Below are 26,265 nucleotides of genomic sequence, written 5' to 3'. Positions count from 1 at the left end.
TGTTGCTGACATCCACTTCAAGCACCGCAGAATTCATAACACCGACTTTGATATAGGAAGAAACCCGTTCAGATGCAAGCTTATCGCAACTAACGTATCTAGAACGCCCCTAAAATGCAATTGCTGCCCGGCCCGGTTGCGCGTCCCTCTGCCGCGTGGATTTACCAGGACACGCGCATTGACGCCGCAATCCCCTATGTTAGAGAGCGCGCGGACGTGATTTGACCTGTCTTGGCGGGCGCGGCTGGCCGTCATGGTCGTCTCCGCCGTCCAGACGTCTTGGCCCGGGGCCGCTCGGCCGCGGTCATCATCGTTGGGCGTGAGCGTCGAAGACGCGCGCTGGCGGGATGGCCGAAAGGCGAGCTGCGCGTGAACGGGTCGATGCGCGAAGGAATCGGGTCGCGCGGCACATTTTCCATCGGGAATCGTTGAGAAAGGCTCATCAGTCATGCTGGATCGGCGCAGCAGTTATGAATACGAAGATCTGCTAGCCTGCGGCCGCGGAGAGCTGTTCGGCCCGGGCAATGCGCAGCTGCCGCTGCCGCCGATGCTGATGTTCGATCGCATCGTCGAGATCGCCGACACCGGCGGCGAGTATGGCAAGGGCCTGGTGCGCGCCGAACTCGACGTGAAGCCGGATCTCTGGTTCTTCGGCTGCCATTTCAAGAACGACCCGGTGATGCCGGGCTGCCTCGGTCTCGACGCGATGTGGCAGATGGTCGGCTTCTTCCTCGGCTGGACCGGTGGCGAAGGCCGCGGCCGCGCGCTCGGTCTCGGCGACCTGAAATTCTCCGGCCAGGTTCTGCCGACCGCCCGCAAGGTTGTGTACAACATCGACATCAAACGCGTGATGCGCTCAAAGCTGGTGCTCGGTATTGCCGACGGGTGGCTTTCGATGGATGGCGAGATTATCTATCGCGCCAAGGACCTGAAGGTCGGCCTGTTCAAGCAGGGTGCAGCGCCGGCTTGAACCGGCGGGCTGCGACCACAGACAGTGCAGCAGACGTGACTGCGACAGAACACACGAGCAAGGCGAGGCGGACATCATGAGGCGGGTCGTCATCACGGGCATGGGCATCGTCTCATCGATCGGCAACAACACCCAGGAGGTGTTGGCCAGCCTGTACGAGGCGAAATCCGGCATCTCCCGTGCTGAGAAATATGCCGAGCTTGGTTTCCGTTCGCAGGTGCAAGGTGCGCCGACGCTGAATCCGGCCGAGGTCGTCGACCGCCGCGCGATGCGCTTCCTCGGCGAGGGTGCGGCGTGGAATCATGTCGCGATGGAGCAGGCGATCCTCGATTCAGGGCTCGAGCCGACCGACGTCTCCAACGTCAGAACCGGCATCATCATGGGCTCCGGCGGGCCGTCGACGCGGACGCTGGTCGAAGCTGCCGACATCACCCGCACCAAGGGACCGAAGCGCGTCGGGCCTTTCGCAGTGCCCAAGGCGATGTCGTCCACGGCATCTGCGACGCTGGCGACCTGGTTCAAGATCAAGGGCGTCAACTACTCGATCTCCTCGGCCTGCGCGACCTCCAATCATTGCATCGGCAATTCCTACGAGATGATCCAGTACGGCAAGCAGGACGTGATGTTCGCCGGCGGCTGCGAGGAGCTGGACTGGACACTCTCGGTGCTGTTCGACGCCATGGGTGCGATGTCGTCCAAGCACAATGAGACGCCCGCCACCGCTTCGCGGCCCTACGACATCACGCGCGACGGCTTCGTCATCGCCGGCGGCGCCGGCGTCCTCGTGCTGGAAGAACTCGAGCATGCCAAGGCGCGCGGCGCCAAGATCTACGGCGAAATCGTCGGCTATGGCGCGACCTCGGACGGCTACGACATGGTGGCGCCGTCGGGCGAAGGCGCCGAGCGCTGCATGCAGATGGCGCTGTCGACGGTGAAGACGAAGATCGACTACATCAATCCGCATGCGACCTCGACGCCGGCCGGTGATCCGCCGGAGATGGAAGCCATCCGCAAGGTCTTTGGTCGCGGCGAGAAGTGCCCGCCAATCGCCGCCACCAAGGCGCTGACCGGCCACTCGCTCGGCGCCACCGGCGTCCAGGAGGCGATCTACTCGCTCCTGATGATGAAGAACGGCTTCATCTGCGAGAGCGCGAATATCACCGAGCTCGATCCCGTGTTTGCCGACATGCCGATCGTGCGCAAGCGTATCGACAACGCCAAGCTCGGCACCGTGCTGTCGAACTCGTTCGGCTTCGGCGGCACCAACGCGACGCTGGTGTTCAAGCAGCTCGACGCCTAGGATTTTCAACAGGACTGGTCTCGTCGGCATCATGGCCGGGCAGCGCGCGAAGCCAAGCTCTTCGCACAGATGTCCGGCCATTGGCGTCTTGAAGGCGGGACGATCATCTTGGCTGGGTCGGTCCCGGCATGACGAAGGAGAGTGAGCATGCAGGGTCTGATGGCAGGCAAGCGCGGTCTGGTGATGGGCATCGCCAACGACCATTCGATCGCCTGGGGCATCGCCAGGACGCTCGCCGCGCATGGCGCCGAGATGGCCTTCACCTATCAGGGCGATGCGCTCGGCAAGCGCGTGCGTCCGCTCGCCGACGAACTCGGCGTCAAGCATGTGCTGCCCTGCGACGTCGAGGACATCGCCAGCGTCGACAGCGTGTTCTCAGCGTTGCGCGACGCCTGGGGCGGCCTCGACTTCATCGTTCATGCCGTTGCCTTCTCCGACAAGAACGAGCTCAAGGGCCGTTATGCCGACACCTCGCGCGAGAACTTCTCGCGCACCATGCTGATCTCGTGCTTCTCTTTTACCGAGATCGCCAAGCGCGCCGCCGAGCTGATGCCGGAGAGCGGCGGCAGCATGATCACGCTGACCTTCGACGGCTCGAATCGCGTGATGCCGAACTACAACGTGATGGGCGTCGCCAAGGCCGCGCTCGAAGCCTCGGTGCGCTACCTCGCCGCCGATTACGGCCGCCGCGCCATCCGCGTCAACGCGATCTCCGCAGGCCCGGTGCGCACGCTGGCGGGCTCCGGCATCGGCGATGCCCGCTTCATGTTCGCGTTCCAGCAGAAGCACTCGCCGCTCGGCCGCGGAGTCACCCTGGAGGAACTCGGTGGCTCCGCGCTCTATCTGCTGTCGGACCTCTCCGGCGGCGTCACCGGCGAACTCCATTACGTGGATTCCGGCTACAACGTGATCTCGATGCCGCGGCCCGAGGATCTCAAGGCGGAGTAGTCCGGCCCGCGCAAAGCAAGGTCGCCACGGACTGGACCGACCGCTTCGCGTCACCATGATCGTTGCGATCCACCTAATTTGTCCCAGTTGAGCCCAGGCGCCCCTTCTCGGTAATCAGGGGGACTTGCGCAACTCAGGTGGCTGAGTTCTGCTGCGGCTACGGCACAGGGCGATCAAGCCCGGGCTACGGCCAATTCAGCCAGCCCGCCGCGTCGGCAGCAAGACAGCCGTGGGGGCGATCTGCAATGCTGCGTTCAAAGGTCCGGGCTGTCGTCCTGTGGGCGATGACCAGCGCTGCGTGCGGCATAGGCTGCTGCGGGCCCGCGTGGGCGCAGTCGAGCGTCTGGGATTCCACGATCTCCAACACGAATTGGTACGTGCCGGTGGCGCAGCTGCTGGCCTACATGTCGCCGAAGACGGGATTCTCGAATCCGATCCCGATCGGTGATCAGACGCTTTGGACCTTGGGCACCGCAACGAACGGCTTCTTCACCGGGACCAGCATCGCGCAGCTCAGGATCGGCCCGGCGCTGCTGACCGACACCTCGACCATCCAGGGCTTCGTCACGGCCAGCGGTCAGATCACCATGCTGTTCACGCCGACCGGCGGCGGCACGGTCACGGTCGGGCTCGGCGCCATGCGTACGCTCAACGGCGTCACCAGCATGGAAATGCAGATGATCACCGGCGACAGCCTGCTGGTGACGCATTGGGCCTACATGCTGCCCTACGATCCCGCGACGTTCACGCCGCCGCCGCCGGCGCCGGTGCCCGCCAATTCGGTGCCGCAGTGGGCATGGACCGCCGGCACGCCGTGGCGGATCGTCAGCCCGGCCCTGTTCGGCACCCAGGCGCCGGGGCGCTTCGTCATCACCAACTATCAGAACGGCTATTTCTGGGGTGCCGGCATCGCGCCGGCCGGCAGCGCCGCAGGCGGCTTCACCTTGCTTGGCTCGGTGACGCCGGAGGGCAGGGTGCTGTTCAACACGCTGTCGCGCGGCAGCCTGACGAGCCTGTACGGCACGGCGAGCGGCAACGCCTCGAGCGCGCAGATGGTCACGTCGACCTATGATCTCACGGGGGCCCTGACCGGCGATCTCGCGGCCATGTCCCTGGTCCAGCCTTATCGCGATACGCTGCGGTCCGCGGGCGGTCGCGTCGGTCTGGAAGCTGCCGACGTGCTGTACCGGCTGTCGATGACGCCGGCGGGCTGGAGCGGATCGATGGTCTCGGGGTTCGCTGCGCTCGACAATCTGACCGGCGCTTCGCTCGGCAATGCGATGAAGCAGACGCTGCCCGTGCTGACCGGCGCGGCCTCGCAGGCGACCTACGTCACCCAGCGCGCCTTCCGGCAGACGATGACGAGCAGGCTCGACGATGTCAGCAGCATCGGTGCGGCCGCGGGCCGCAATGTCTGGATGCAGCCCCTCGGCGGGGTCGCGCAGCAGGCGGGGCGCGATGGTGTTCCGGGCTATGGCGCGTCCGGGGGCGGTCTGGCGTTCGGCGCGGACACGGCAGTCTCGTCACGCGCCATCATCGGCGGCGTATTCGCCTATTCCCATCAGACGATCACTGGCGGCGACGACGCCGTGCCGAACCGTCTCGGTCTCGCGTCCTATCAGTTGGGACTCTACGGTGCCTACGCCATCAGCCGCGATGTCATGCTCGACTATCAGCTGGATGGCGGATTGAGCGATAACGGCGAGAGCCGGTCGTTGAGCTTCATGAGTGCATCCGCGGGCGGAAGCTATCGTTCCTATTCCGGACATGCCGGCGTGGGCCTCAAGGCGCGCATTCCGCTTCAGGATGGTTTCGCGCTCGTCCCGTCGCTGCGCCTCGACTACGGCACGGTGCGGAGCAATTCCTACCGCGAGAACGGCGCCGGCGGCTTCAGCCTCGATGTCGATCCGCAGACCTATCAGGAATTGACGACGACGGCCGGGCTGAAAGCCGTCTACGCCCTCACCAGGCAGATCCGTCTCACCGGCGATATCGGCGCCGGCTACAACGGGTTGAACCAGAAGCTGCAGATCGGCGCGGCCTTCTCGGGCGGTGGGGACAGCTTCGTCACCCATGGCCTCGGCCTGTCGCCCTGGACCTACTCGGCCGGCCTCGGGCTCGCGGCCGCCGGCAACGACCGGCTCGACCTCAGTCTTCGCTATGGCATCGACGTGGTGCCGTCAGGTCTCGTTCAGCAGTCGGGCCGTGCCGTGCTGAAGATCAGATTGTGATCGGCGGACTCATCCTCGCGGCGCCATCTGACGTGCTCGTCTATTCGCGACCGAAATAGGCCGGCAATCGCTGGTCGAGCCTGAATTTGAGCATCGAGCGCGCCATGTCACGCAGCACATTGTTGTTGGCGGCATCTGCCGGCGAGGCGGGAAATGCCGAGTTGTCGACGTCACCGGCGTGGGACGCCGGCCCGACGCCGGACGTCAGACGGGAGAGCAGTGCCTTGGAGCTCGTGGCGGGCTCCCGCTTCTCGAAGGTTGTCCCGTCATAGAGCTGGATGTCCATCATGATGAACACGTGTGAGTATCGGCCAAATCCGATGCCGCGGTTGATCACGCCGATTCCGGTGACCTCGTCCAGTACCGACGGCTCGCTGTCGGTCCGGCGGGTGACGACGAGATAACTCGCGCATCCCGATGCGCCGGCCACCTTCCTGACGATGGGCGTGAGTTTTCCGTTCTCGGCTTTGATCGGCGGGGACTGATAGAAGGGATCGAATGCTCCCTTGGGGACAGCGATACGGCGAACGCCGGTATCACCCGTGGCCGCTTTCACGCGCGCGTAGACGAGATCGTCGAAGCCCCAGGACACAGGCACTTCGGCGTATTCGTCTCCCAGCCGGGTCATGCCGTTCTTCTGCACGGTGAAGATATCGCCGAGCGCGGTGATGACGCCGACGGCGCAAGGTCCGCTTTCGCGGACGGCCGTTGCAGTCTTGGCTACCTTGGCTTTCGTCCCCGTGGTCTTCGGCGCTGCCTTGGCTGTAGGTGTTGCCGGCGGCAGCGATTGCGCCGAGGCTCCGGTCCACGGGAACGCAACGGCGAGCATCAGCAGGACGAGCCGGCGCGTGATGGTGGCGGTGGAAGTTCGTCGTCGTGAAGGACGCATCGAAACACTCATGTTGGGCATCGCTGCCGCCGTCATTGCTCTTCCGCCTTGAAATAGGCAGGCATATCGCGATCGAGCTGACCGGTGACGAGACGCCGAACGGCGTCGCGCAGGCTGGCATTGTTGGCGGCATCCGCCGCGACGGCGGGATATAGCGACTGATCGACGTCGAACATGCCGGGGATCTTGATCAAGCCCTCACCGAGGTTTTCGACGACACGCTGGACGGTGAAGTTGGGGTTGCGCAGCGTCTCGAACGTCTGGCCATCGAGCAACCGAATGTCGAGATAGGCGAAGATGAAGGTCCGTGTGATCAGGGGGCCGAACTGGAGGATGCCAAATCCCGTGGCGTTCTGATTGGTGTTGCCGATGCGGGTGGTCTGGCGCTGGACCACGAGATAGCGACGGCATGCCGCTTTCGCCACGATCTGCTTGACGACGCCGGTCAGCGTCTCGCCCTCCTCGCGCAGGAAGAACAGCTTCGGCTTCTCCAGATTGTCGAACAGCTGCTTGTCGTAGGTGATGCGACGGACGCCCGCCCCACCCGCGGCCTTGACGCGCGCATAGATCAGATCGTCCAGCCCCCAGCTCACGGGCATCTCGGCGAACTCGTTGTTGAAGACGGTGAGGCCGATCTTCTGGACGGTGAATAGATCGTGCGTGGCAGTAATGACGCCCATGTCGCAGGGGCCGCTGTCCACGGCCGCGGCCGACTTTGCGGCCGGCTTCTTTCCGGATGGCTTCTTGGCGGCAGCCGGCGGCTTTGCAGCGGGAGCAGGGGTCGAGGGCGCCTGGGCCCAAGACGGGTGCAACAGCACGAGAGCCGTGGCGGCGAGAGCAACGGCGGATCAGCATGGGAAATACGGACATCGGTGCGGTTCGAGAACAGTTAGGCCGTCGGGAACCCAAAATTAGTTCCCCTCGAATGGCGCACGCAATGCCTTTCAGGCAACACGCGAGACATGTCGCTGGTGCACGCGATCAGCGGGTGTCGTGGCTTTCGCGCTTCCAGCGATAATATTTCATGATCCGGCCATGCAGCGGATCGGCCTCTTTCTTCTCCAGGACGAAGCCTTCGCGCTCGTACCAGCGCCACGCCTTCTCGTTGCCTTCGGCGCAGCGCAGCCAGACCTCGTCGGGCAGAAGCTCGTGGGTGAAGGCGAGCAGGCGGCGGCCGAGCGAGCGGCCCTGATAGGCGGGCGCGATCATCAACTGGTCGAGGTAGAGCCTGGGGAGGTTGATCGCGAGCATCGCGGCGAGCCGGCCGTCGTCATCCGCGACGTAGAGGCTCCAGCCGCCGGCAACCTCACGGGGCACGCGCTCCTGCAGGAGTTCGAGCAGCTTGTCGCTCGGTGTCTCCAACCCGGTCGAACACCAGCTCTCCATCCAGAGCCTGGCGATGGCGTCGTATTCGTTGGGGCGGGCGGGGCGGATGACGGACTCAGGCATGGCGGTGACCTCCGGCGCGCGTCGTGAAGTCGTGCGGCTGCCGCTGCTACGCTATCACCCGCCTTTGGCGAGAGCGACGCGACATCGCGATCCAAATCCGCGCAAGGCAAGACGATGCGGATTGCGATCTCATCGTCGGGCCGCGCATCCGTGGGGCCTCCGGGCTCGCCATGGTTCTCACGGTGCAGATACGGTCGGTCAACAAAAAAGGGCGGCCCGAAAGCCGCCCTTGATATCTCATTCGACGTTCAACGCAGCCTACTCACCGGCAGCTTCGCGGGGGGCGTCGCCGCCCTCTGTCTTCTGCTTGGCCTCGAGGTCCTCGCCGGTGGTCTGGTCGACCGCCTTCATCGACAGCCGCGTCTTGCCGCGGTCGTCGAAGCCGAGCAGCTTGACCTTGACCTTGTCGCCTTCCTTGACGACGTCCGTGGTCTTCTGCACGCGCTTGTCGGCGAGCTGCGAGATGTGGACGAGGCCGTCGCGGGTGCCGAAGAAGTTCACGAAGGCACCGAACTCCATCACCTTGACGACGGTGCCGTCATAGATCTGGCCGATCTCCGGATCGGAAGCGATCGACTTGATCCACTTGATGGCGGCTTTCATCGCCTCGCCGTCGCTGGAGGCGACCTTCACGGTGCCGTCGTCCTCGATGTTGACCTTGGCGCCGGTCTTCTCGACGATCTCGCGGATCACCTTGCCGCCGGTGCCGATCACTTCGCGGATCTTGTCGGTCGGGATCTTGAAGGTCTCGATGCGCGGCGCGTATTCGCCGAGCTCGGCGCGGGCGGCGGTCAGGGCCTTGGACATCTCACCCAGGATATGGATCCGGCCGTCGCGCGCCTGGCCGAGGGCCACGCGCATGATCTCCTCGGTGATGCCCTCGATCTTGATGTCCATCTGCAGCGAGGTGATGCCGCTCTCGGTGCCGGCGACCTTGAAGTCCATGTCGCCGAGATGGTCCTCGTCGCCGAGAATGTCCGACAGCACGGCGAACCGGCTGCCTTCCAGGATCAGGCCCATCGCGATGCCCGCGGTCGGCCGCTTCAGCGGCACGCCGGCATCCATCAGCGCCAGCGAGGAGCCGCACACGGTCGCCATCGACGACGAGCCGTTGGACTCGGTCACCTCCGACACGACGCGCGTCGTGTAGGGGAACTCGTGGTGTGGCGGCAGCACCGGGTGGATGGCGCGCCAGGCGAGCTTGCCGTGGCCGATCTCGCGGCGCTTGGTGCCGCCGAGGCGGCCGGTCTCACCGACCGAGTAGGGAGGGAAGTTGTAGTGCAGCAGGAACGTCTCCTTGTACGTTCCCGACAGCGCGTCGATGTACTGCTCGTCCTCGCCGGTGCCGAGCGTGGTCACGACCAGCGCCTGGGTTTCGCCGCGGGTGAACAGCGCCGAGCCGTGGGCGCGCGGCAGCACGCCGACCTCGCAGACGATGTTGCGTACCGTCTTGGCGTCACGGCCGTCGATACGCTTGCCGGTGTCCAGGATGTTCCAGCGAACGATCTTGGCCTCGAGCTCCTTGAACACGGCGCTGACGCGCAGCTTGTCGTATTTCGGCTCCTGCCCTTCGGGGAAGAAGTAGGCCATCACCTTTTCCTTGACGGCGCCGACGGCAGCATAGCGCTGCTGCTTGATCGGAATCGCGTAGGCGGTGCGGAGGTCCTGCTCGGCGATGCCGAGCATCTCCTTCTCGATCGCGGCGTTGTCGATGATCGCGACGTCGCGCGGCTCCTTGGCGGCCTTCTCGGCGAGCTCGATGATCGCGTTGATGACCGGCTGGAAGTGGCGGTGACCGAACATCACCGCGCCGAGCATGATGTCCTCGTTGAGCTCCTTGGCCTCCGATTCCACCATCAGCACCGCGTCCGAGGTGCCGGCGACGACGAGGTCGAGCTGGGTGTCGGCCATCTCGTCGAGGGTCGGGTTGAGGATGTATTCGTCATTGGCGAAGCCGACGCGGGCAGCGCCGATCGGGCCCTTGAACGGGACGCCCGACAAGGTCAGCGCAGCCGACGCGCCGACCAGCGCCACGATATCAGGATCGTTCTCCATGTCGTGCGACAGCACGGTCACGATGACCTGGGTCTCGTTGCGCCAGGCGTCGACGAACAGCGGCCGGATCGGGCGGTCGATCAGGCGGGAGACCAGCGTCTCCTTCTCGGTCGGACGGCCCTCGCGCTTGAAATAGCCGCCGGGGATGCGACCCGCAGCGTAGGTCTTTTCCTGATAGTCGACGGTCAGCGGCAGGAAGTCGACGCCTTCGCGCGGCGACTTGGCGGCGACCACGGTCGCGAGCACGACGGTCTCGCCATAGGTGGCGACGACGGCGCCGTCGGCCTGGCGGGCGATCTTGCCGGTTTCAAGCTTGAGCGGACGCCCACCCCAGTCGATCTCGACGGAATGCTTGGTAAACATGGGTATCTTCTTTCATGAGATGATCGAAGGCAGACTCCCCAGAAACAAAAAAACCATGCGCAAGATTGCAGGGCGCTGGAATGCGATCAGCGGCCTGCGATCCTGCCATGGTTTTCTTATTTCGGATGGCGTCCATCCTTCTCGTAAATAACGGGCACCTTGCCCGTCACGCCCAGCGGCCGGATTGCTGCTGAAGCGTACTGCATGGTCCTGATAGGATCAGTCGAAGAGCGTATCCGCTTCTTTCCAGATCCGGCCAGACCGCATGATCCCGGATGAGCGAACGCCGCGCGTGCGGCGTCCTCGGGATCATGTCGTCAACGCGCGCAAGACCGCGCGCGCTCATTCCATAGCGAAGCTCAACGACGAATGTTGTGCTTCTCGAGCAGCGCCTTGTAGCGCGCCTCGTCGTTCTTCTTCAGATAGTCCAGCAGCGAACGGCGGGTGGAGACCAGCTTCAGGAGGCCGCGGCGGGAGTGGTTGTCCTTGCCGTGGGTCTTGAAATGGCCGGTCAGGTTGTTGATGCGTTCCGACAGGATCGCAACCTGCACCTCGGGAGAACCGGTATCACCGGCCTTGGTGGCGTTCGCCTTGATGATTTCCGCCTTGCGCTCTGCGGTCACCGACATCGTCAGTCTCTTTCGTTGCGACCGGAGCTGGCAGTCAGTCCGGTCAGGTTGAACACGCGCTTGGGGATGAGTTCGCCATTGCCAATTTCGGCAAGCGCCAGAAGGCGGCCTGCGACCGTGACATAGACTGTGCCGCTACTATTGGGCGCATCCCGTCCGCGCAACAAAACGGCCTGGCCCCTATGGAGCCTTGCCGCATCAGCCCGAGTGACGGCCAGTGCCGGGATGTCGTCCAGCGCGGTCTCAACGGGCAGGAGTGCGTCGGCGAGGCTTCCCTCACCGGACGCGGCTCTATTGCACAAAGCCTCCAACTGTTCCAGCGGAATCATGTCGTTCTCGGTAAACGGACCCACCAGGGTCCGCCGGAGCGCGCTGATATGGCCGTAACAGCCGAGGATTCGGCCCATGTCGCGGGCCAGCGCCCGGACATAGGTTCCCTTGCCGCATTCGGCCTCGAACACCGAATGGTCCGGATCGGGCTGGTCGACGAGGGTCAGTTCGTGGATCTCGACCGGGCGCGGCTGGAGCTCGACGACCTCGCCGTCACGGGCGAGGTCATAGGCGCGCTCGCCCTGGATCTTGATGGCGGAATAGCGCGGCGGCGTCTGCTCGATGCGGCCGGTAAATTGCGGCAGCAGGGCGCTGATCGCCGCGACGTCCGGCCTGTTCTCGCTGGTGTGAACGACGCGGCCTTCGGTGTCGTCGGTATCCCGCTCCTCACCCCAGCACACCGTGAAACGGTAGCGCTTGCGGCCGTCCATCACGAACGGCACGGTCTTGGTGGCTTCGCCGAGCGCGATCGGCAGGCCGCCGGAGGCGAGCGGATCGAGCGTACCGGCGTGGCCGGCTCGCTTGGCCTGGAACAGGCGCTTGGCGACGGCGACGGCCTGGGTCGAGGTCATGCCGATCGGCTTGTCGAGCACCACCCAGCCATGGATGTCGCGGCGGTCGCGGCGCGGCTGGTTGCCCTGATTGTTTCCCTGGCGCTGCTTGTTGCGCGGATCATTGTTGTCGCGCGGGCGTCCGTCGGCGGCGTGATTTTTTTTCGCGTTGGCGGCGATCGTATCGGCGTGGGGCGATTCGACAGTGCCGGTTTCGGGGGGGATGGTCATCAGCTCTCTTCCGAATCCGAATTGAGGTCTCTCTGCACCGCGGGTGTTCGCAGTAATTTCTCGATCCGTTCCGCTTCGTCGAATCGTTCGTCGACGCGGAAGCGGATGTCGGGTGCAAATTTCAGGTTAACGCGGTGCGCGAGTTCGCCGCGCAGAAACTTCTTGTTGCGCTCCAGCGCAGCGAGCACGACGTCCGTGTCCTGTCCGCCGAGCGGCATGATGTAGATCGTTGCGAGCTTCAGGTCGGGCGACATGCGGACTTCGGGCACCGTGATGATGTGTCCCTCGAGGTCCGGATCGTGCACGTGACCCTGGCCGAGAATGTCGGCGACAGCGTGACGCACGGTCTCGGCCACGCGCAGCTGGCGCTGCGAGCCGCCGGAAGCCGAGCTTCCCCTCTGGTGATGGCGAGGCATTGTTTCAAAATCCCAAAATCCAATGAATCATCGCCCGGCGTGGCGCGGGTGATGGAGGTCATTCTGGTTGAGTTCGACGACGCTTCGATTCGTTCAAATGAGACTTGCGAGACCCGTCGATGGACGGGCTCGCAGCTCAATCAAAAGACAGCGCTCTGTAGGATTCGGACTTACAGCGAGCGCTGGATGGTCTCCACGCGATAACATTCGATGACGTCGCCGACACGCATGTCGCCGTAGTTCTCGAAGGCCATGCCGCATTCCTGGCCGGCCTGGACTTCCTTCACTTCGTCCTTGAAGCGCTTCAACGTCGACAGCTTGCCCTCGTGAACCACGACGTTGTCGCGGATCAGGCGGACATTGGCGCCGCGCTCGACGGTGCCGTCGGTGACGCGGCAGCCGGCGACCTTGCCGACCTTGGAGATGTTGAACACCTCCAGGATCTGCGCATTGCCGAGCATGGTCTCGCGCAGCGTCGGGGCCAACAGGCCGCTCATCGCCTTCTTCACGTCATCCACGAGGTCGTAGATGATGTTGTAGTAGCGGATCTCGATGCCGTTGCGCTTGGCGAGCGCAGCCGCTTCCTTGTTGGCTCGCACCGAGAAGCCGATGATCGCCGCGTTGAAGCCTTCGGCGAGCGTGACGTCGGACTCGCTGATGCCGCCGACGCCGGCATGCAGGATGCGGGCGGCGACCTCGTCGGTGCCGAGCTTCTCCAGCGAGCCGAGGATGGCTTCCAGCGAGCCCTGCACGTCGGCCTTGATGACCAGCGGGAATTCCTTGCGGCCCGCGGTCTTCAGCTGCGACATCATCTGCTCGAGCGAACCGCGCATGCCGGAGACGCTGGCGGCGGCATTCTCGCGCTTCTGGTGGGCGCGATAGCTCGTGACCTGGCGGGCGCGGGCTTCGCTCTCGACCACGGCGAGGCGGTCGCCGGCTTCCGGCGGGCCGTTGAAGCCGAGCACCTCGACCGGCACCGAAGGGCCGGCCTCGGTCAGGGTCTCGCCCTGGTCGGAAATCAGCGCGCGGACGCGGCCCATTTCGGCGCCGGCCACGATGATGTCGCCGACCTTGAGGGTGCCGCGCTGAACCAGCACGGTCGCCACCGGACCGCGGCCGCGATCGAGCTTGGCTTCGATCACGGTGCCTTCGGCGGGACGATGCGAGTTGGTCTTGAGGTCGAGGATGTCGGCCTGCAGCGCGATCATTTCCAGCAGGCGGTCGAGATTGGTCTTGTTCTTGGCGGAGACCTCGACGTCGACGACCTCACCGCCCAGGGATTCGACCTGGACCTCGTGCTGCAGCAGCTCGGTGCGTACGCGCTCGGGGCGCGCATCGGGCTTGTCGATCTTGTTGATCGCGACGATCATCGGCACCTTCGCCGCCTTGGCGTGGTTGATGGCCTCGATCGTCTGCGGCATGACGCCGTCATCGGCCGCGACCACCAGGACAACAATGTCGGTGACCTTGGCGCCGCGGGCGCGCATCGCGGTGAACGCGGCGTGGCCGGGCGTGTCGATGAAGGTGATCTTCTTGCCGGAGTCCGGCGCGGTCACCTGATAGGCGCCGATGTGCTGGGTGATGCCGCCGGCTTCGCCGGACACCACGTTGGCGTGGCGCAGCGCGTCGAGCAGCGAGGTCTTGCCGTGATCGACGTGGCCCATCACGGTGACAACCGGAGAACGCGGCTCGGTATCGCCGGAATCGTCGACAACATCGAACAGGCCTTCCTCGACGTCGGAGGCGGCGACGCGCTTGACGGTGTGGCCGAGCTCCTCGGCGATCAGCTGCGCGGTGTCGGCATCGATCACGTCGGTGATCTTGTGCATCGCGCCCTGGCGCATGAGCAGGCGGATGACGTCGACCGCACGCTCCGACATGCGGTTCGCCAGTTCCTGGATGGTGATCGCTTCCGGAATCGTCACCTCGCGGATCAGCTTCTCCTTCTGCTCGTTGGCCGCGTGACCCTTCAGGCGCTGGGTGCGGCGGCGGAACGAGGCGATCGAGCGCTCGCGGACGTCGTCGGCGGTGAGCGCGGTGACGACGGTCAGGCGGCCGCGCTGCTTCTGCGGGCCGGGCTTGTGCGTGGTCTTCGGCGGCGGCGCGGGGCGCGCGGCGCCACCGGGGCCGCGGCGGATCTGGCGCGGACCTTCATCCTCGTCCGGACCGGCTGCGACACCAGGCGCACGGCCGAGCGGACCACCGCCGGCCGGGCGCGCACCGGCGGGCTGGGCGCCGGCGGGACGCGAGCTCGTTCCGATCTGCTGCGGGCGGCTGCCGGGGGCGCCTTGCGGGCGGCCAGGCGCTTGCGCCGGCCGCGCCGGCGCGGTCACCGTCGGCTGCGGCGCGGCGGTCGCCTGACGGGGCGCCTCGCCTTCGCCGAACCGCTTCTTGGCCTCGAGCTCAGCCTTGCGCTTGGCTTCCTCTTCGTGGCGGTGACGCTCTTCCTCAGCCTTGCGGCGCGCCTCGGCAGCCTCGCGCTCGGCGCGTTCGGCGGCTTCGCGCTCGGCGCGGCGGCGGGCTTCTTCCTCGGCTTGGCGGCGTTCCTCGACGTCGCGGACACGGGCGTCTGCGAGCGCGCTGGCGCGCGCCGAGCGCTCGTCCTCGGTCAACGTGCGCAGCACGACACCGGAGCCGCCGCGCTGTGACGAGCCGGACGGGCGCGATCCGGACGGGCGGGAGGGTGCCGGCGGCGGCGATGGCGCCTTGGCCACGACCGGCTCCGGCGCGTGCGGCGCATCAGATCCGCCCTCGCCGACGCGGCGCTTGGTGCCACGCTTCTCGACCACCACCTGCTTGCTCCGGCCATGGGGGAAGCTCTGGCGCACCGTGCCGGTCTCGACGCGCGGCTTCAGCGTCAAGGTCTTGCTCGGGACACTCAGTTTCTTGTCGCCCGGAGTATTGTTGTCGGCCATTCAGTCGTCCTAATCTCGTTACCAGCGTGCGGGTCTGCCGCACCGTCCCATTCGTGCAATCGTCGCGTAATCGTAGCTATGTCGTCGAAGTCGAAGCAGATTTCGTGGCCGCGGTTCCGGCAGTCTTGTCCGCGTCGGCCGACCGGTATCGGACCAGTGTCTGGCTGCGCGACAGGAATGTCCTGCTCGCCGGGCCTGCGAGCACGGCAGCATGTATCACATTTGAGCGCCCAAGTGCCAAATCCAATTCTGCCGAAGTGAGGCAGCTGATGATCGGAAATGGCAGAGCTTGTCCCTGAGCGCCTTGTCCTTGAATGCCTTGTCCCTGATCCCCGTCGGTCGGCCGCACCAGCGCGTCGAGCTTGCGAATCCCGTCGGCTGCGCCGTCCGCCGCATGGATGAGGGCGGCCAGAGTGGTCCGGGATTGCCGCTGCGACAGCGCGGCTTCCACCTTGGTGAAGCCGGAAACGACCTGGCCGGCCTTGGCGGCGATCCCCAGCGCTTCGAGCGCGCTGCGGGCCAGCAAGGCTTCCAGGTCTTCGGCAAGTGTCGGATGGACGCGGACGTTCGCCTTGAAGCCTCGGCTGAAATGGTTACGCCGCACCGCTTCTGCAACCGCCTGGCGTGAGGCCGTGATCCACAAACCCCGGCCGGGCAGCTTGCGCTTGAGGTCGGGCACGACCTCGCCCGTCGGGCCGACGACGAAGCGGATCAGCTCGCCGATCGGCCGCACCTCGCGGCTGACCGCGCACATGCGCATGGTCGCGGACTTCTCAGTCCGCGGTCCATTGTCGAGCTCGGGGTCGGCCAAAGCGAGCATGCGGTCGTGCGGCTCCTCATCTCAAGCGATCATGGTCGTGGCGGGCATCATCACGGCGTCCATGGCTCAGGCGGTCTGTTCTTCGGATTCGTCCTCGGCCTCGGCCTCTGTCTTGGCGAGGTCGGCCTCGCTGATCCAGCCGGCCTTGACGCGCGCCTGCATCACCATGGCTTCGGCGTCATCCCGCGAGACCTCGAGGCCGTCGAGAATGCCTGGGAATTTGGTGGACTCGCCACCCTCCTTGCGCTCGGTCCAGCCGACCAGGTCGTCGGTAGCGCAGCCGGCGAGATCGTCGACCGTCTTGATGTCGTTCTCGCCGAACTTGACCAGCATCTTGGTGGTGACGCCCGGCACCGTCTTCACGGCGTCCTCGACGCCGAGCTCCTTGCGCTTGGCCTCGAGCTCGGCCTCCTGCTGCTCCAGGAATTCGCGGGCACGGGTCTGCAGCTCGGTCGCGGTCTCCTCGTCGAAGCCTTCGATGCCGGCGAGATCCTTGAGATCGACCAATGCCAGTTCCTCGACCGAGGTGAAGCCTTCCGAGGCCAGCAGCTGGCCGACGACCTCGTCGACGTTCAGCGATTCCATGAACACGCGCGTGGAGTTCTCGAAATCGGCCTGGCGGCGCTCCGATTCCTCCTGCTCGGTCAGGATGTCGATGTCCCAGCCGGTGAGCTGCGAGGCGAGACGGACGTTCTGGCCGCGGCGGCCGATGGCGAGCGACAGCTGGTTGTTGGTGTCGGGGACCACGACCTCGATGCGCTCGCGGTCCTCGTCGATGACGACCTTGGCGACTTCGGCCGGGGCCAGCGCGTTGACCACGAAGGTCGCGATGTCGGGCGACCACGGGATGATGTCGATCTTCTCGCCCTGCAGCTCGTTCACCACGGCCTGGACGCGCGAGCCGCGCATGCCGACGCAGGCGCCGACCGGGTCGACCGAGGAGTCGCGCGACACGACGCCGATCTTGGCACGCGAGCCCGGATCGCGGGCCACCGCCTTGATCTCGACGATGCCGTCATAGATTTCCGGCACCTCCTGCGCGAACAGCTTGGCCATGAATTGCGGATGGGTGCGCGACAGGAAGATCTGCGGGCCGCGGGTCTCGCGGCGGACGTCGAACACATAGGCGCGGACGCGGTCGCCATTGCGGAACACCTCGCGCGGCAGCATCTCGTCGCGGCGGATGATCGCCTCGCCGCGGCCGAGGTCGAGGATCACGCTGCCGTATTCCACGCGCTTGACAACCCCGTTGACGATGTCGCCGATGCGGTCCTTGAACTCCTGGTACTGACGGTCGCGCTCGGCCTCGCGCACCTTCTGCACGATCACCTGCTTGGCCGACTGCGCAGCGATGCGGCCATATTCCAGCGGCGGCAGCGTGTCGGCGATGGTGTCGCCGATCTGCGCGCCCGGATTGGCACGGCGCGCGTCATCGAGCGAGATCTGGTTGGAGGGGTTCTCGACCTTCTCGACCACCAGCATGTGGCGCGACAGCCGGAGCTCGCCCTTGCGCGGATCGATCTCGGCGTGCACGTCGGTCTCGCTGCCGTAGCGGGCGCGCGCGGCCTTGGCGATCGCGTCTTCCATGGCGGCGATCACGATGCCGCGGTCGATCGACTTCTCGCGCGCGACGGCGTCGGCGATCTGCAGCAGTTCCAACCGGTTGGCGCTGACGGCCATGGTTCAGTCTCCTCTAATCAGGATCGGTCTCGCCTCTGCGCGCGCGATCGGCGGCGAGGCGATGTTTTTTCGTATTGGTCGGCAACGGCTTCTTGGCCGGCTGCTTGTCCTTCAACTTCGGTTTCGGCTTGGCCTGGGCCGCCGGCTTGGCGTGCGGCGCCAGCGGTGGCGCCAATCCGAGGTCGCGCTTCTTCTCGCGCTCGGCGGCCTTGCCGCGGCGCATGGACTCGGCGATCAACTCGTCGGTCAGCACCAGCTTGGCATCGCCGATATCGGCCATGGGTAGCACGACGTCAACTTCCTGGTCCTTCGCCACGTCGTCGCGGGCGATGCGCACGCCGTCGCCCTCGACCCCGGCGATGATGCCGCGGAAGCGTTTGCGATTCTGGTAGGCCACGGCCATCTCGATCTTGACCAGATGACCGATATGGCGATCGAAATCGGAACGGCGGACCAGCGGCCGGTCGATGCCGGGCGAGGAGATCTCGAGCCGGTAGGCACGTTCGATTGGATCGGCGATGTCGAGCACGGGCGAGAGCGCTCGCGACACCGCCTCGCAATCCTCGATCTGCATCGTGCCGTCGGGACGCTCGGCCATCACCTGGACCGTGCAGCCGGATTCGCCGGAGATGCGGATCCGCACCAGGCGGTATCCCATTCCCTGCAGCACCGGATCGGCCACCGCCGCCACGCGCGCCGCGACGCCCGGCTCGACGACGAGACGAGGCTCGGTCAGAAGGTCGGTGTCAGCGGGTGCGAACGTCGGTTCCGTCATCGAGGCGTCGATTGTGTGTCTGCTTGGCTTGGGCCGTTCGGCCTGTCCGACCGCGCTTACCGGACCGATCGCGCCGCCGGCGGAGCGATCCAGGTAACAAAAAAGAGCGGGTCCGGAAGGGCCCACTCTCACTACGCGATCGTATATGAGATGATGTCTGATGGCGCCGATATAGCCGCTTTGCCGCCTCACGGCAAGAGCCGTCTCGGCCCAAACAGAGCCCGGAACTTCAAAATCGCGGCTCTTCCGCCGGTCTTTTGGTCGCGGTGCCCGCGTGATGGCCGACCGGATCTTGCGGGCACATAACCGTTCATTCACCAAGATCGCGTAAAAATGAAGCGAGTTTGCGTGCGCTGCTCCGAAGCCTTGCCGTCCCGGGGCGGACGGGCACGGAAATGTGTCGCGTTGCGTACCGAGTAGACCTCATGACCCCCGCTACCGCGCTGATCCCCGGACTCGACGGGATCGTCAGGCAGGGCGACGCCGAGCGCTGCGTCGAGGCGACGCGCCGTATCGCCGACCTGTTCTTCGAAGGTGTGACGAAGCTCCGCCCGGAGCACATCAATCTGTTCGACGGCCTGCTGATCGATCTGGTGCCGCTGGCGGATCGATCGACACGGATCGATTTGGCGGAGCGCCTGTCGCGCCTCGACAAAGCGCCCCGCGCGGTCGTCGGCCAGCTCGCGCGTGACGACGAGCTTGCGGTCGCCGGACCGCTGCTGCGTCGGTCTGCCGTGCTCGACGACGGCGCTCTCATCGCGATCGCGCAAGGCAAGAGCCAAGGTCATCTGTTGGCGATGGCGGAGCGGTCGCGGCTCTCGGCCGACATGACCGACGTGCTGGTACGCCGCGGCGATCGCGACGTGGTGCGACAGACGGCCGCGAACGATGGTGCTGCATTTTCCCCGCGGGGCTACTCCGAGCTGATCAACCGCGCCGGATTCGACGGTGTACTGACGTTGACCGTCGGCAAGCGCGACGATCTCTCGGACGATCAGCTGAAGCGGTTGCTGGCCGGCGCGCTCGACGTCGTCAAGCGGCGGCTGTTCGACGTGGTCGGACCGGAGAAACAGGTCAAGATCCGACAGGCCATGACCGAGCTCACCGATGCGGCGAGCGCGGCTGGCAGCAGGCGCAATTTCGTGCCGGCGCAGCGGACCATTCTATCGCTCTATGAAGCGGGAGCGCTGAACGAGGCTGTGCTGCTCGGCTTCGCGCGCGAGCACAAATACGAGGAAGTCATCGCGGCCCTGGCCCCGATGACGGGATTGAAGATCGCGACGCTCGACCGGCTGGTGTCGGGCGATCGCCACGATCCGCTTCTGATTCTCGGGCGCACGATCGGGCTCGACTGGAACACCGTGCATGCGCTGATCGTGCTGCGCCTCGGGCCGAAGCGCGTGCCGGCGCAGCGTGACATCGACGCCATTCGTGTCAGCTACGCGCGCCTGCTGTCGTCGACGGCCGAGCGCGTCGTTGCGTTCTGGAAGACACGGCACTGACCGTTCGGCATCGACGCCGCGTCAGCGTCGCCGGAAGATCAGGTAGTTGGCAACGCGGCCTTCGCGCGTGGCTTTCCGGCCATAGCGTGTCATCGTGTAGCCTGGCCACGGCAGGCGCCAGTCGTCGGCGCGTTCGGCCGTCCACACGAAGTCGGGCGAGCGCAGCAGATGCCACAGGGTCCAGGCGCAATAGTCGGCGATATCGCTGACGAAGCGGAATTCGCCGCCGGGTTTGATCGCGCGCGCCATCGCGACGATCGTGGCGTCCTGTACGAAGCGGCGTTTCCAGTGGCGCCGTTTCGGCCAGGGATCGGGATGGATCAGGTCGACCCGCTGCAGCGACTGCGGCGGCAGCCAGGCGAGCAGCTCGGCAGCATCGCCCGCAAGCAGTCTCACATTGCTGATGTTGTCGGCCTCGATCGCGGCGAGGATCTTGGCCATGCCGTTGACATAGGGCTCGCAGCCGATGAAGCCGGTCGTCGGAAACGCCTTGGCTTCGGCCGCGAGGTGTTCGCCGCCGCCGAATCCGATCTCGAGCCGCAGCGCCTCCGCCGGCGGATCGTAAAGCGAAGGCAGCACGGCATCAGCCGGAGAGGTGAGATCGAGCGCCAGGTGCGGCAGCAGGTTCTCGACCAGGTCGGCCTGATGCGCGCGCAGCTTGTGGCCCTTGCGCCGGCCGAAGAACGAGCCCTGACGATGCGCGGCCTCAGGATCGGTGGGATCGTCATCGACGGGCATGGTGATCGCGGCGCTCATCGCAGGGTCTGATAGAGACGGTGGAGCAGCCGCGTCCGCGGCTCGATGGACGAGATGTACATCTGCTCGTAATGCGTATGCGCGCCCTTGCCGTCGACGCCGAGTCCATCGAGCGTCGCCGTGAACGGTGCGGTGAAATTGCCGTCGGAGCCCCCGCCCGTATAGGTGTCGGCGAGCTCGAAGCCGATCTCCTCGGCGAGCGACCTCGCATGCTCGAACAGCGCAGCGCCGGCATTGCCCTTCACGTAAGGCGGCCTGTTGACTTCGCCTGTGACGGCGACGGTGACACCCTCGCTGCGCGACGTGAGGCCGAGAATCTTGGGCACGATTTCGTCGGCGTCCGCAGGCGTCGGCAGCCGTGCATCGACCTCTGCATGGGCTTCTTCAGCAATCACGTTGGGGCGCGTGCCGCCGCGGACCACGCCGACATTCACCGTGATGCCGCGCGCGGGATCGTTGAGCGCCTCCAGCGTGTGAATGACGTTGGCGAGTTCGCGGATCGCACTGCGGCCGTCCTGCGGGCGGGCGCCGGCATGAGCGGGCACGCCGCGGATCGCAACATCGAAGCGCGCCACGCCCTTGCGCCCGGTGACGATCTTGCCGCCGTCGCGCGCCGGCTCCGTCACCAGAACATATTTGGCCTTGCGGCCTTCCTCCTCGATCAGCGCGCGCGAAGTCGGGCTTCCGATCTCTTCGTCCGAGACGAACAAATGAGTAATGCCGAGCGGTGATCGCTCGCCCGCGGCGCAGAGCTGGCGGAAGGCGTGATAGGCGAGATACGCGCCGCCCTTCATGTCGTAGATCCCGGGGCCGAATGCGACGTCGCCGTCGATCGAGAACGGCAGGCGCTGGATGAAGCCGAGCGGATGCACTGTGTCGAGATGGCTGAGGACCAGGATGCCCGGCTCATCCTGTCCCCACGACGAGCGCACGAGCAGATGGTCCCCGCAACCGTCGCGACCGGCGATCCGCTCGATCACGGCATCGAGCCCGCGATAGCCGTCTGCGACCAGAGAGGCCAGCCGGTTGACCTGATCGGGCGCCTCGGTGGGCGTCTCGATCTCCACCCATTGGCGGATGCCTTCGAGGATTGTGCGACTATCGAACGGATTGTTGCTGACGATCATGCGTTTTGCGAGCAGTTCTTGATGGTTACTGAATGGTAGCGGTGGAGGGTGGCGCTGGCCGCGCGTTTTCGCGAGCCCCGTCGCCGGCGCGCTGCCTGGTTCCAGGGGCCACATGCGCACAAAATGATTTAGAGCGCGACAGCGTTTCCCAGAGGGGAGCCATCGCGCTCTATCGGTCGTGATCGAGCCTGTCTATCGCTCATTGGCCTCGCGGAACGCGACCGGTGGTGCGTCCGCAAAGCTCGCCCAGCTCATGGCCCCCCGAGGCGCTGACATTCATATGAGAGACATTCATATGAGAGATCCGCGATAGGAATGTCAGCGCCAGCGCATCAGCTGGCTCTGTTAGCCCTCTTCCGGCGCCTCGCGATCAGCAATCTGCTCGACCAGGTCGACGATGCTGCGACGGAGCTTGGAATCGTGGATCCGCGTGAACGCGCGGGTCAACGCCAGTCCTTCGGAGGTTGCCAGAAAATCAGACACATAGGCCGGAGAGGCGCCTTCGCCGAAAGCTTCACCGTTGGTCCCGCCACTCGGGACCCCTTCGAACAGGAAGGAGACAGGGATCTGCAGAACTTCGGAGATCTGCTGGATCCGGCTGGCGCCGACTCGATTGGTGCCTTTTTCGTACTTCTGTATCTGCTGGAACGTGAGTCCGAGAGCCTCACCGAGTTTTTCCTGGCTCATGCCCAACATGATACGGCGCATCCGCACCCGGCTGCCGACGTGCTTGTCAACAGGGTTGGGCGCTTTCGTCGACATCTCTCAACTCCTTAGAATGGGCCTCGGAACGAGGCGGTCGCAGTATGCCTCAGGCGCTCACACCGTCAATTTCTGCTCGCATGTGTACTAACGAAAGATGGTCGAGCAACCAACTGGACGGCTCATGCTGCCGCGCGAGAATGCGAATTGCAGCAGCTATCTGTCAACACTTGGAGTTTTGCTTGTCAAAAAAAATCTTACGGACCCGGAAAGAATCGAGATCTTGCTGTCGTCAGGGAAGCTTTTGAGCAACACGTCTGCGAACTACGGTGCTCAGGGCGAGCACTAACAGGATCGCGGCCGGAATGTCGCCGAGCCTCGCGTAAACAGTGGGCTGCAGCGCAACAGGCAGCGTGGAATCGAGCACGCCTTCTGCACCAAGGGTTAATTGCGCGACAATACGGCCGACAGGATCGATCACTGCGGAGATTCCAGTGTTCGCAGATCGAACTAATGGCAGGCCTTGTTCGATGGCGCGCCACTGCGCCTGCTGTAGATGCTGATGAGGACCGGTCGAAATGCCGAACCAGCCATCGTTTGTTAGGTTGACGATCCAGCCGGGTCGTTCGTCCGCAGGAACGCTGTCGCTCGGAAAGATCGCTTCGTAGCAGATCAAAGGAAGAACACGCGGTGCGTGTGGCACGTCCAGGTTGCGTCGCGCGGTACCGGGTATGAAACCGCCCTGAACCCGGGTCAGCTGCTCCAGCCCGATCCGCTCCATCAGATTCTGGAACGGCAGGAACTCGCCGAACGGGACCAGATGGAGCTTGTCGTAGACCGACAGCACGGTGCCGTCATGATCGATGACATAGATCGAGTTGTAGGCCCGAGTGATTGGCACGTTGCGCGGGCCGTCGGGGGCGCGGACCGAACCTGTGATCAGCACGGTGCCCGGCGACAGCAGGTCGGCAATCTGGCCCATCGCGTCCGCCTCGCGGGTCAGGAAGAACGGGAACGCGGATTCCGGCCAGATCAGGATGTTGGTGTCGCGAACGCCGGTGGCTTTCGGGCCTGCGGCGCGGTCGGACAGCGCCAGATAGCGGCGCATCACCTCGGCCTTGGCGCCGTAATTGAATTTCACGTCCTGCTGCAGGTTGGGCTGCATGATCCGCAGCTTCAGATCGGCGACGAAGGCCGTCGGATGCAGGCCGAGCCGGACGGCGCCGAACACGCCCATAAGAACCAGCAGCGCGGCGGCTGCAGCTGGCGCCCGCCAGGCGGCGCGCCACGTCTTGCCGTCGATCAGCACCGCGGGGCTGGCGAAGATCGCGATCGTCAGGAACGTCATCCCCCACAACCCGATCAGCGAGGCGGATTGCGCCAATGCGAGCGGCTGGGAGAGGGCGTAGCCGAAGCTGTTCCAGGGGAAGCCGGTCAGGGCATGGCCGCGCAGCCATTCGCTGGCGGTCAGGCACGCCGCCAGCGCCAGGATGCGGGTTGCATCGCGCGTCCAGATTAACCGGGCCAAGGCGAAGCCAAGCGCAGGGAACAGCGCGAGATAGGCCGGCAGCCCGAGCACCGCGAACGGCATCAGCCAGGCGAACGTATCGGCATCGACCAGGAATGCGTTGCCGATCCAGTACAGGCCGGGCACGAAATAGCCGAGGCCGAAGCAGAAGCCGGCGAAGGCTGCGGCGGGGATGCCGCGTCGTCGTCCAGCCGCCGCGCCATCGATCAGCCAGACCAGCACCGGGAAGCTGATCGCGAGCACCGGCCACGCATTGAACGGGGCCATCGCCAGCGATGACAAGGCGCCTGCGGCGAGCGCGATCGCAGCGCGCTTCCAGCCCCAGGCCAGAACGACGCCGAGGGCGAGGCCGCGGATCATCATGGGGCGGATCACTGCGAGCTCGCTCCGTCGCCTTGTGGCGGGTTGTTGTCCTCGCCGTTTGCGGCCGGGTCGACCCCCACAGACCGCGGCGCCTCGGTTTGCCCGCCGATCTCCGGCGCGGTCTCGCGGCGCCGGCTCTCGCGCGGCGGGCGCGGGATCGGCCGCTCCTTGCGCGGTGCAATGCGCAGGCGCTTGACCCGGCGCGGGTCGGCGTCGAGCACCTCGACCTCGAAATTGCCTGGGCCGGAGATCAGCTCGCCGCGCACCGGCAGCCGGCCGACATGGTTGACGAGATAGCCGCCCAGGGTCTCGACGCCCTCGCCGGCCTCTCCGGTCACGAAATCTTCGCCGATCACCCGGCGGACGTCGTCGAGGCTGGCGCGGGCATCCGCGATGAAGGCGTTGTCGGCCTGCCGCATGATCGCCGGCGGCTCGTCGCTGTCGTGCTCGTCGTCGATCTCGCCGACGATCTGCTCGACGATGTCCTCCATCGAAACCAGCCCGTCGGTGCCGCCATATTCGTCGACCACCAGAGCCAGATGGATGCGCGAGGCCTGCATCTGCGCCAACAGGTCGATCGCGCGCATCGATGGCGGCACGTAGAGCAGCTTGCGGATGATGTTGGCCTCGAACAGCGGCATCGACAGATCGACCGCCTTGAGGTCGAGACCGGCCGGCAGCGGCTTCTTGCGCCGCGCCTTCACCTCATCGGACACGCGCGCCTGTGCGGTCGTGTAGGCGAGCAGGTCGCGGATGTGCACCATGCCTTCGGGGTCGTCGAGCGTATCGTTGTAGACGACGAGCCGCGAATGCGAGGCACTCTCGAACAGGCTCATCAGTTCGCCGAGCGTGATGTCGCGCCTGACAGCGACGATGTCAGCGCGATGCACCATCACATCGGCGATCCGCCGCTCGTGCAGGTCGAGGATGTTGCGCAACAGCGTGCGCTCGACCGCGGAGAAGCCGATGTCGTCCGGCGTGGAGGCGTCGAGCACGACCTGCAGATCGTCGCGCACCGATCCGCCGCCCTTCCAGCCGAACAGATTGCGCAGCGCGCGCAATAGCCAGCTCTCGCTCGGCGAGCGGCCGAGTTCGGAGGGCGGCACCACGGCCGGCAGGTTGCGCGTGTTGCGCGGATTGTCGTGGATGGGCTCGGAATCGGCCATGATCAATTCATCCGCTCCCGGTCGGCATAGGGATCGGCGATGCCGAGATGGGCCAGGATCTCGCGCTCGAGCGCTTCCATCTCCTCGGCCTCGTCGTCGGTCTCATGGTCGTAGCCGATCAGGTGCAGGAAGCCGTGCACCGTGAGATGGCTGAGATGGTGATCGAACGGCTTCTGCTCTTCGTCGGCCTCGCGCCGCATCGTCTCATAGGCGATGGCGATATCGCCGAGCATGCGCGGCGCGTCGTCGTCGCCGCGCGGGCCGGTCGGCTGCAGCGCCGGAAACGACAGCACGTTGGTCGCCTTGTCGATGCCGCGCCAATTGCTGTTCAAGGTGCGGATGCCCTGGTCGTCCGTCAGCATGACCGCGATCTCGGCGTCGCCGACATCGGCGTCGACCATCTCGGCGGCGGCGGCGATGGCGCGATGTATGACGTCCTCGGCGTCGGGCTGGTCCTGCCAGCAGTCGGCGGCGACGATCACCTCGGTGGTTGGAATGGGACTTTGTGGCATCCTGATCGAGTTCTGTGCGGATGGCGCTGAAATCACGCGCCGATCGGCGAGCTTGCT

The 26,265-nt window shown here is 65.5% G+C and carries 22 protein-coding genes; 5 read left to right on the top strand and 17 right to left on the bottom strand.

The window, feature by feature from the left end; genetic code table 11:
- Window positions 1-448 precede the first annotated feature (448 nt).
- From fabA to S58_RS35710, 4 genes are all read left to right on the top strand, one after another.
- A complete protein-coding gene (fabA, locus tag S58_RS00350; RefSeq protein WP_015663233.1) occupies window positions 449-970 on the top strand; it encodes a 3-hydroxyacyl-[acyl-carrier-protein] dehydratase FabA in 522 nt (173 codons plus the stop codon).
- Between the two features lie 76 nt (window positions 971-1,046).
- Window positions 1,047-2,270: a beta-ketoacyl-ACP synthase I gene (gene fabB / locus S58_RS00345; RefSeq protein WP_015663232.1), complete on the top strand. Its 1,224-nt coding sequence runs from the start codon at window positions 1,047-1,049 to the stop codon at window positions 2,268-2,270.
- 147 nt (window positions 2,271-2,417) lie between these two features.
- Window positions 2,418-3,218 (top strand): enoyl-ACP reductase FabI, encoded by an 801-nt coding sequence (fabI, locus tag S58_RS00340; RefSeq protein ID WP_015663231.1) that lies wholly within the window; start codon window positions 2,418-2,420, stop codon window positions 3,216-3,218.
- A gap of 245 nt (window positions 3,219-3,463) precedes the next feature.
- Window positions 3,464-5,449: an autotransporter family protein gene (locus S58_RS35710; protein WP_015663230.1), complete on the top strand. Its 1,986-nt coding sequence runs from the start codon at window positions 3,464-3,466 to the stop codon at window positions 5,447-5,449.
- Between the two features lie 40 nt (window positions 5,450-5,489).
- On the opposite strand, the gene S58_RS00330 is transcribed toward S58_RS35710, so the two are convergent.
- From S58_RS00330 to rimP, 11 genes are all read right to left on the bottom strand, one after another.
- On the bottom strand, window positions 5,490-6,374 hold the full coding sequence (locus tag S58_RS00330) for a hypothetical protein (RefSeq protein WP_015663229.1): 885 nt from the start codon (window positions 6,372-6,374) through the stop codon (window positions 5,490-5,492).
- Window positions 6,371-7,018 (bottom strand): hypothetical protein, encoded by a 648-nt coding sequence (locus S58_RS00325; RefSeq protein WP_144058214.1) that lies wholly within the window; start codon window positions 7,016-7,018, stop codon window positions 6,371-6,373. Before S58_RS00325 ends, S58_RS00330 begins: the two co-directional genes overlap by 4 nt.
- A 301-nt stretch (window positions 7,019-7,319) precedes the next feature.
- Entirely contained in the window at window positions 7,320-7,787 is a 468-nt protein-coding gene (locus S58_RS00320) for a GNAT family N-acetyltransferase (protein ID WP_015663227.1), read from the bottom strand.
- A 258-nt stretch (window positions 7,788-8,045) separates the two neighbouring features.
- Window positions 8,046-10,205, bottom strand: a complete 2,160-nt coding sequence (pnp, locus tag S58_RS00315) for a polyribonucleotide nucleotidyltransferase (RefSeq protein WP_015663226.1) — start codon at window positions 10,203-10,205, stop codon at window positions 8,046-8,048.
- Between the two features lie 359 nt (window positions 10,206-10,564).
- Complete coding sequence (rpsO, locus tag S58_RS00310) at window positions 10,565-10,834, bottom strand: 30S ribosomal protein S15 (RefSeq protein WP_015663225.1); 270 nt, start codon at window positions 10,832-10,834, stop codon at window positions 10,565-10,567.
- A gap of 2 nt (window positions 10,835-10,836) precedes the next feature.
- Complete coding sequence (gene truB, locus S58_RS00305) at window positions 10,837-11,946, bottom strand: tRNA pseudouridine(55) synthase TruB (RefSeq protein ID WP_015663224.1); 1,110 nt, start codon at window positions 11,944-11,946, stop codon at window positions 10,837-10,839.
- Window positions 11,946-12,362, bottom strand: a complete 417-nt coding sequence (gene rbfA / locus S58_RS00300; protein WP_015663223.1) for a 30S ribosome-binding factor RbfA — start codon at window positions 12,360-12,362, stop codon at window positions 11,946-11,948. The genes truB and rbfA overlap by 1 nt, the downstream gene beginning before the upstream one ends.
- A 170-nt stretch (window positions 12,363-12,532) precedes the next feature.
- A complete protein-coding gene (gene infB / locus S58_RS00295) occupies window positions 12,533-15,277 on the bottom strand; it encodes a translation initiation factor IF-2 (RefSeq protein ID WP_015663222.1) in 2,745 nt (914 codons plus the stop codon).
- Window positions 15,278-15,353: 76 nt separating this feature from the next.
- Window positions 15,354-16,097, bottom strand: coding sequence for an RNA-binding protein (locus S58_RS00290; protein WP_015663221.1), 744 nt, complete (start codon window positions 16,095-16,097; stop codon window positions 15,354-15,356).
- A 66-nt stretch (window positions 16,098-16,163) separates the two neighbouring features.
- The gene (nusA, locus tag S58_RS00285; RefSeq protein ID WP_015663220.1) at window positions 16,164-17,777 is read right to left on the bottom strand and encodes a transcription termination factor NusA; all 1,614 of its coding nucleotides are present in this window, start codon (window positions 17,775-17,777) and stop codon (window positions 16,164-16,166) included.
- 13 nt (window positions 17,778-17,790) lie between these two features.
- On the bottom strand, window positions 17,791-18,552 hold the full coding sequence (gene rimP / locus S58_RS00280) for a ribosome maturation factor RimP (RefSeq protein ID WP_015663219.1): 762 nt from the start codon (window positions 18,550-18,552) through the stop codon (window positions 17,791-17,793).
- Between the two features lie 425 nt (window positions 18,553-18,977).
- Between rimP and S58_RS00275 the strand changes: the two genes are divergently transcribed.
- The gene (locus tag S58_RS00275) at window positions 18,978-20,054 is read left to right on the top strand and encodes a DUF2336 domain-containing protein (protein ID WP_015663218.1); all 1,077 of its coding nucleotides are present in this window, start codon (window positions 18,978-18,980) and stop codon (window positions 20,052-20,054) included.
- 21 nt (window positions 20,055-20,075) lie between these two features.
- On the opposite strand, the gene S58_RS00270 is transcribed toward S58_RS00275, so the two are convergent.
- The 6 genes from S58_RS00270 to ybeY all read right to left on the bottom strand — a co-directional run bounded on the left by S58_RS00270 (window position 20,076) and on the right by ybeY (window position 26,208).
- Window positions 20,076-20,810, bottom strand: a complete 735-nt coding sequence (locus tag S58_RS00270; protein WP_015663217.1) for a tRNA (guanine(46)-N(7))-methyltransferase TrmB — start codon at window positions 20,808-20,810, stop codon at window positions 20,076-20,078.
- A complete protein-coding gene (locus tag S58_RS00265; RefSeq protein WP_015663216.1) occupies window positions 20,807-21,937 on the bottom strand; it encodes a M20 family metallopeptidase in 1,131 nt (376 codons plus the stop codon). The genes S58_RS00270 and S58_RS00265 overlap by 4 nt, the downstream gene beginning before the upstream one ends.
- Before the next feature lie 345 nt (window positions 21,938-22,282).
- Window positions 22,283-22,699 (bottom strand): helix-turn-helix domain-containing protein, encoded by a 417-nt coding sequence (locus tag S58_RS00260; protein WP_015663215.1) that lies wholly within the window; start codon window positions 22,697-22,699, stop codon window positions 22,283-22,285.
- A gap of 232 nt (window positions 22,700-22,931) precedes the next feature.
- A complete protein-coding gene (gene lnt / locus S58_RS00255) occupies window positions 22,932-24,527 on the bottom strand; it encodes an apolipoprotein N-acyltransferase (protein WP_173424449.1) in 1,596 nt (531 codons plus the stop codon).
- Between the two features lie 11 nt (window positions 24,528-24,538).
- The gene (locus S58_RS00250) at window positions 24,539-25,696 is read right to left on the bottom strand and encodes a hemolysin family protein (protein ID WP_015663213.1); all 1,158 of its coding nucleotides are present in this window, start codon (window positions 25,694-25,696) and stop codon (window positions 24,539-24,541) included.
- Window positions 25,697-25,698: 2 nt separating this feature from the next.
- Complete coding sequence (gene ybeY / locus S58_RS00245; RefSeq protein ID WP_015663212.1) at window positions 25,699-26,208, bottom strand: rRNA maturation RNase YbeY; 510 nt, start codon at window positions 26,206-26,208, stop codon at window positions 25,699-25,701.
- Between the last annotated feature and the right edge of the window lie 57 nt (window positions 26,209-26,265).

The sequence above is a fragment of the Bradyrhizobium oligotrophicum S58 genome, from assembly GCF_000344805.1.
Taxonomy (GTDB): domain Bacteria; phylum Pseudomonadota; class Alphaproteobacteria; order Rhizobiales; family Xanthobacteraceae; genus Bradyrhizobium; species Bradyrhizobium oligotrophicum.
This window is presented reverse-complemented; position numbering and strand designations above follow the sequence as displayed.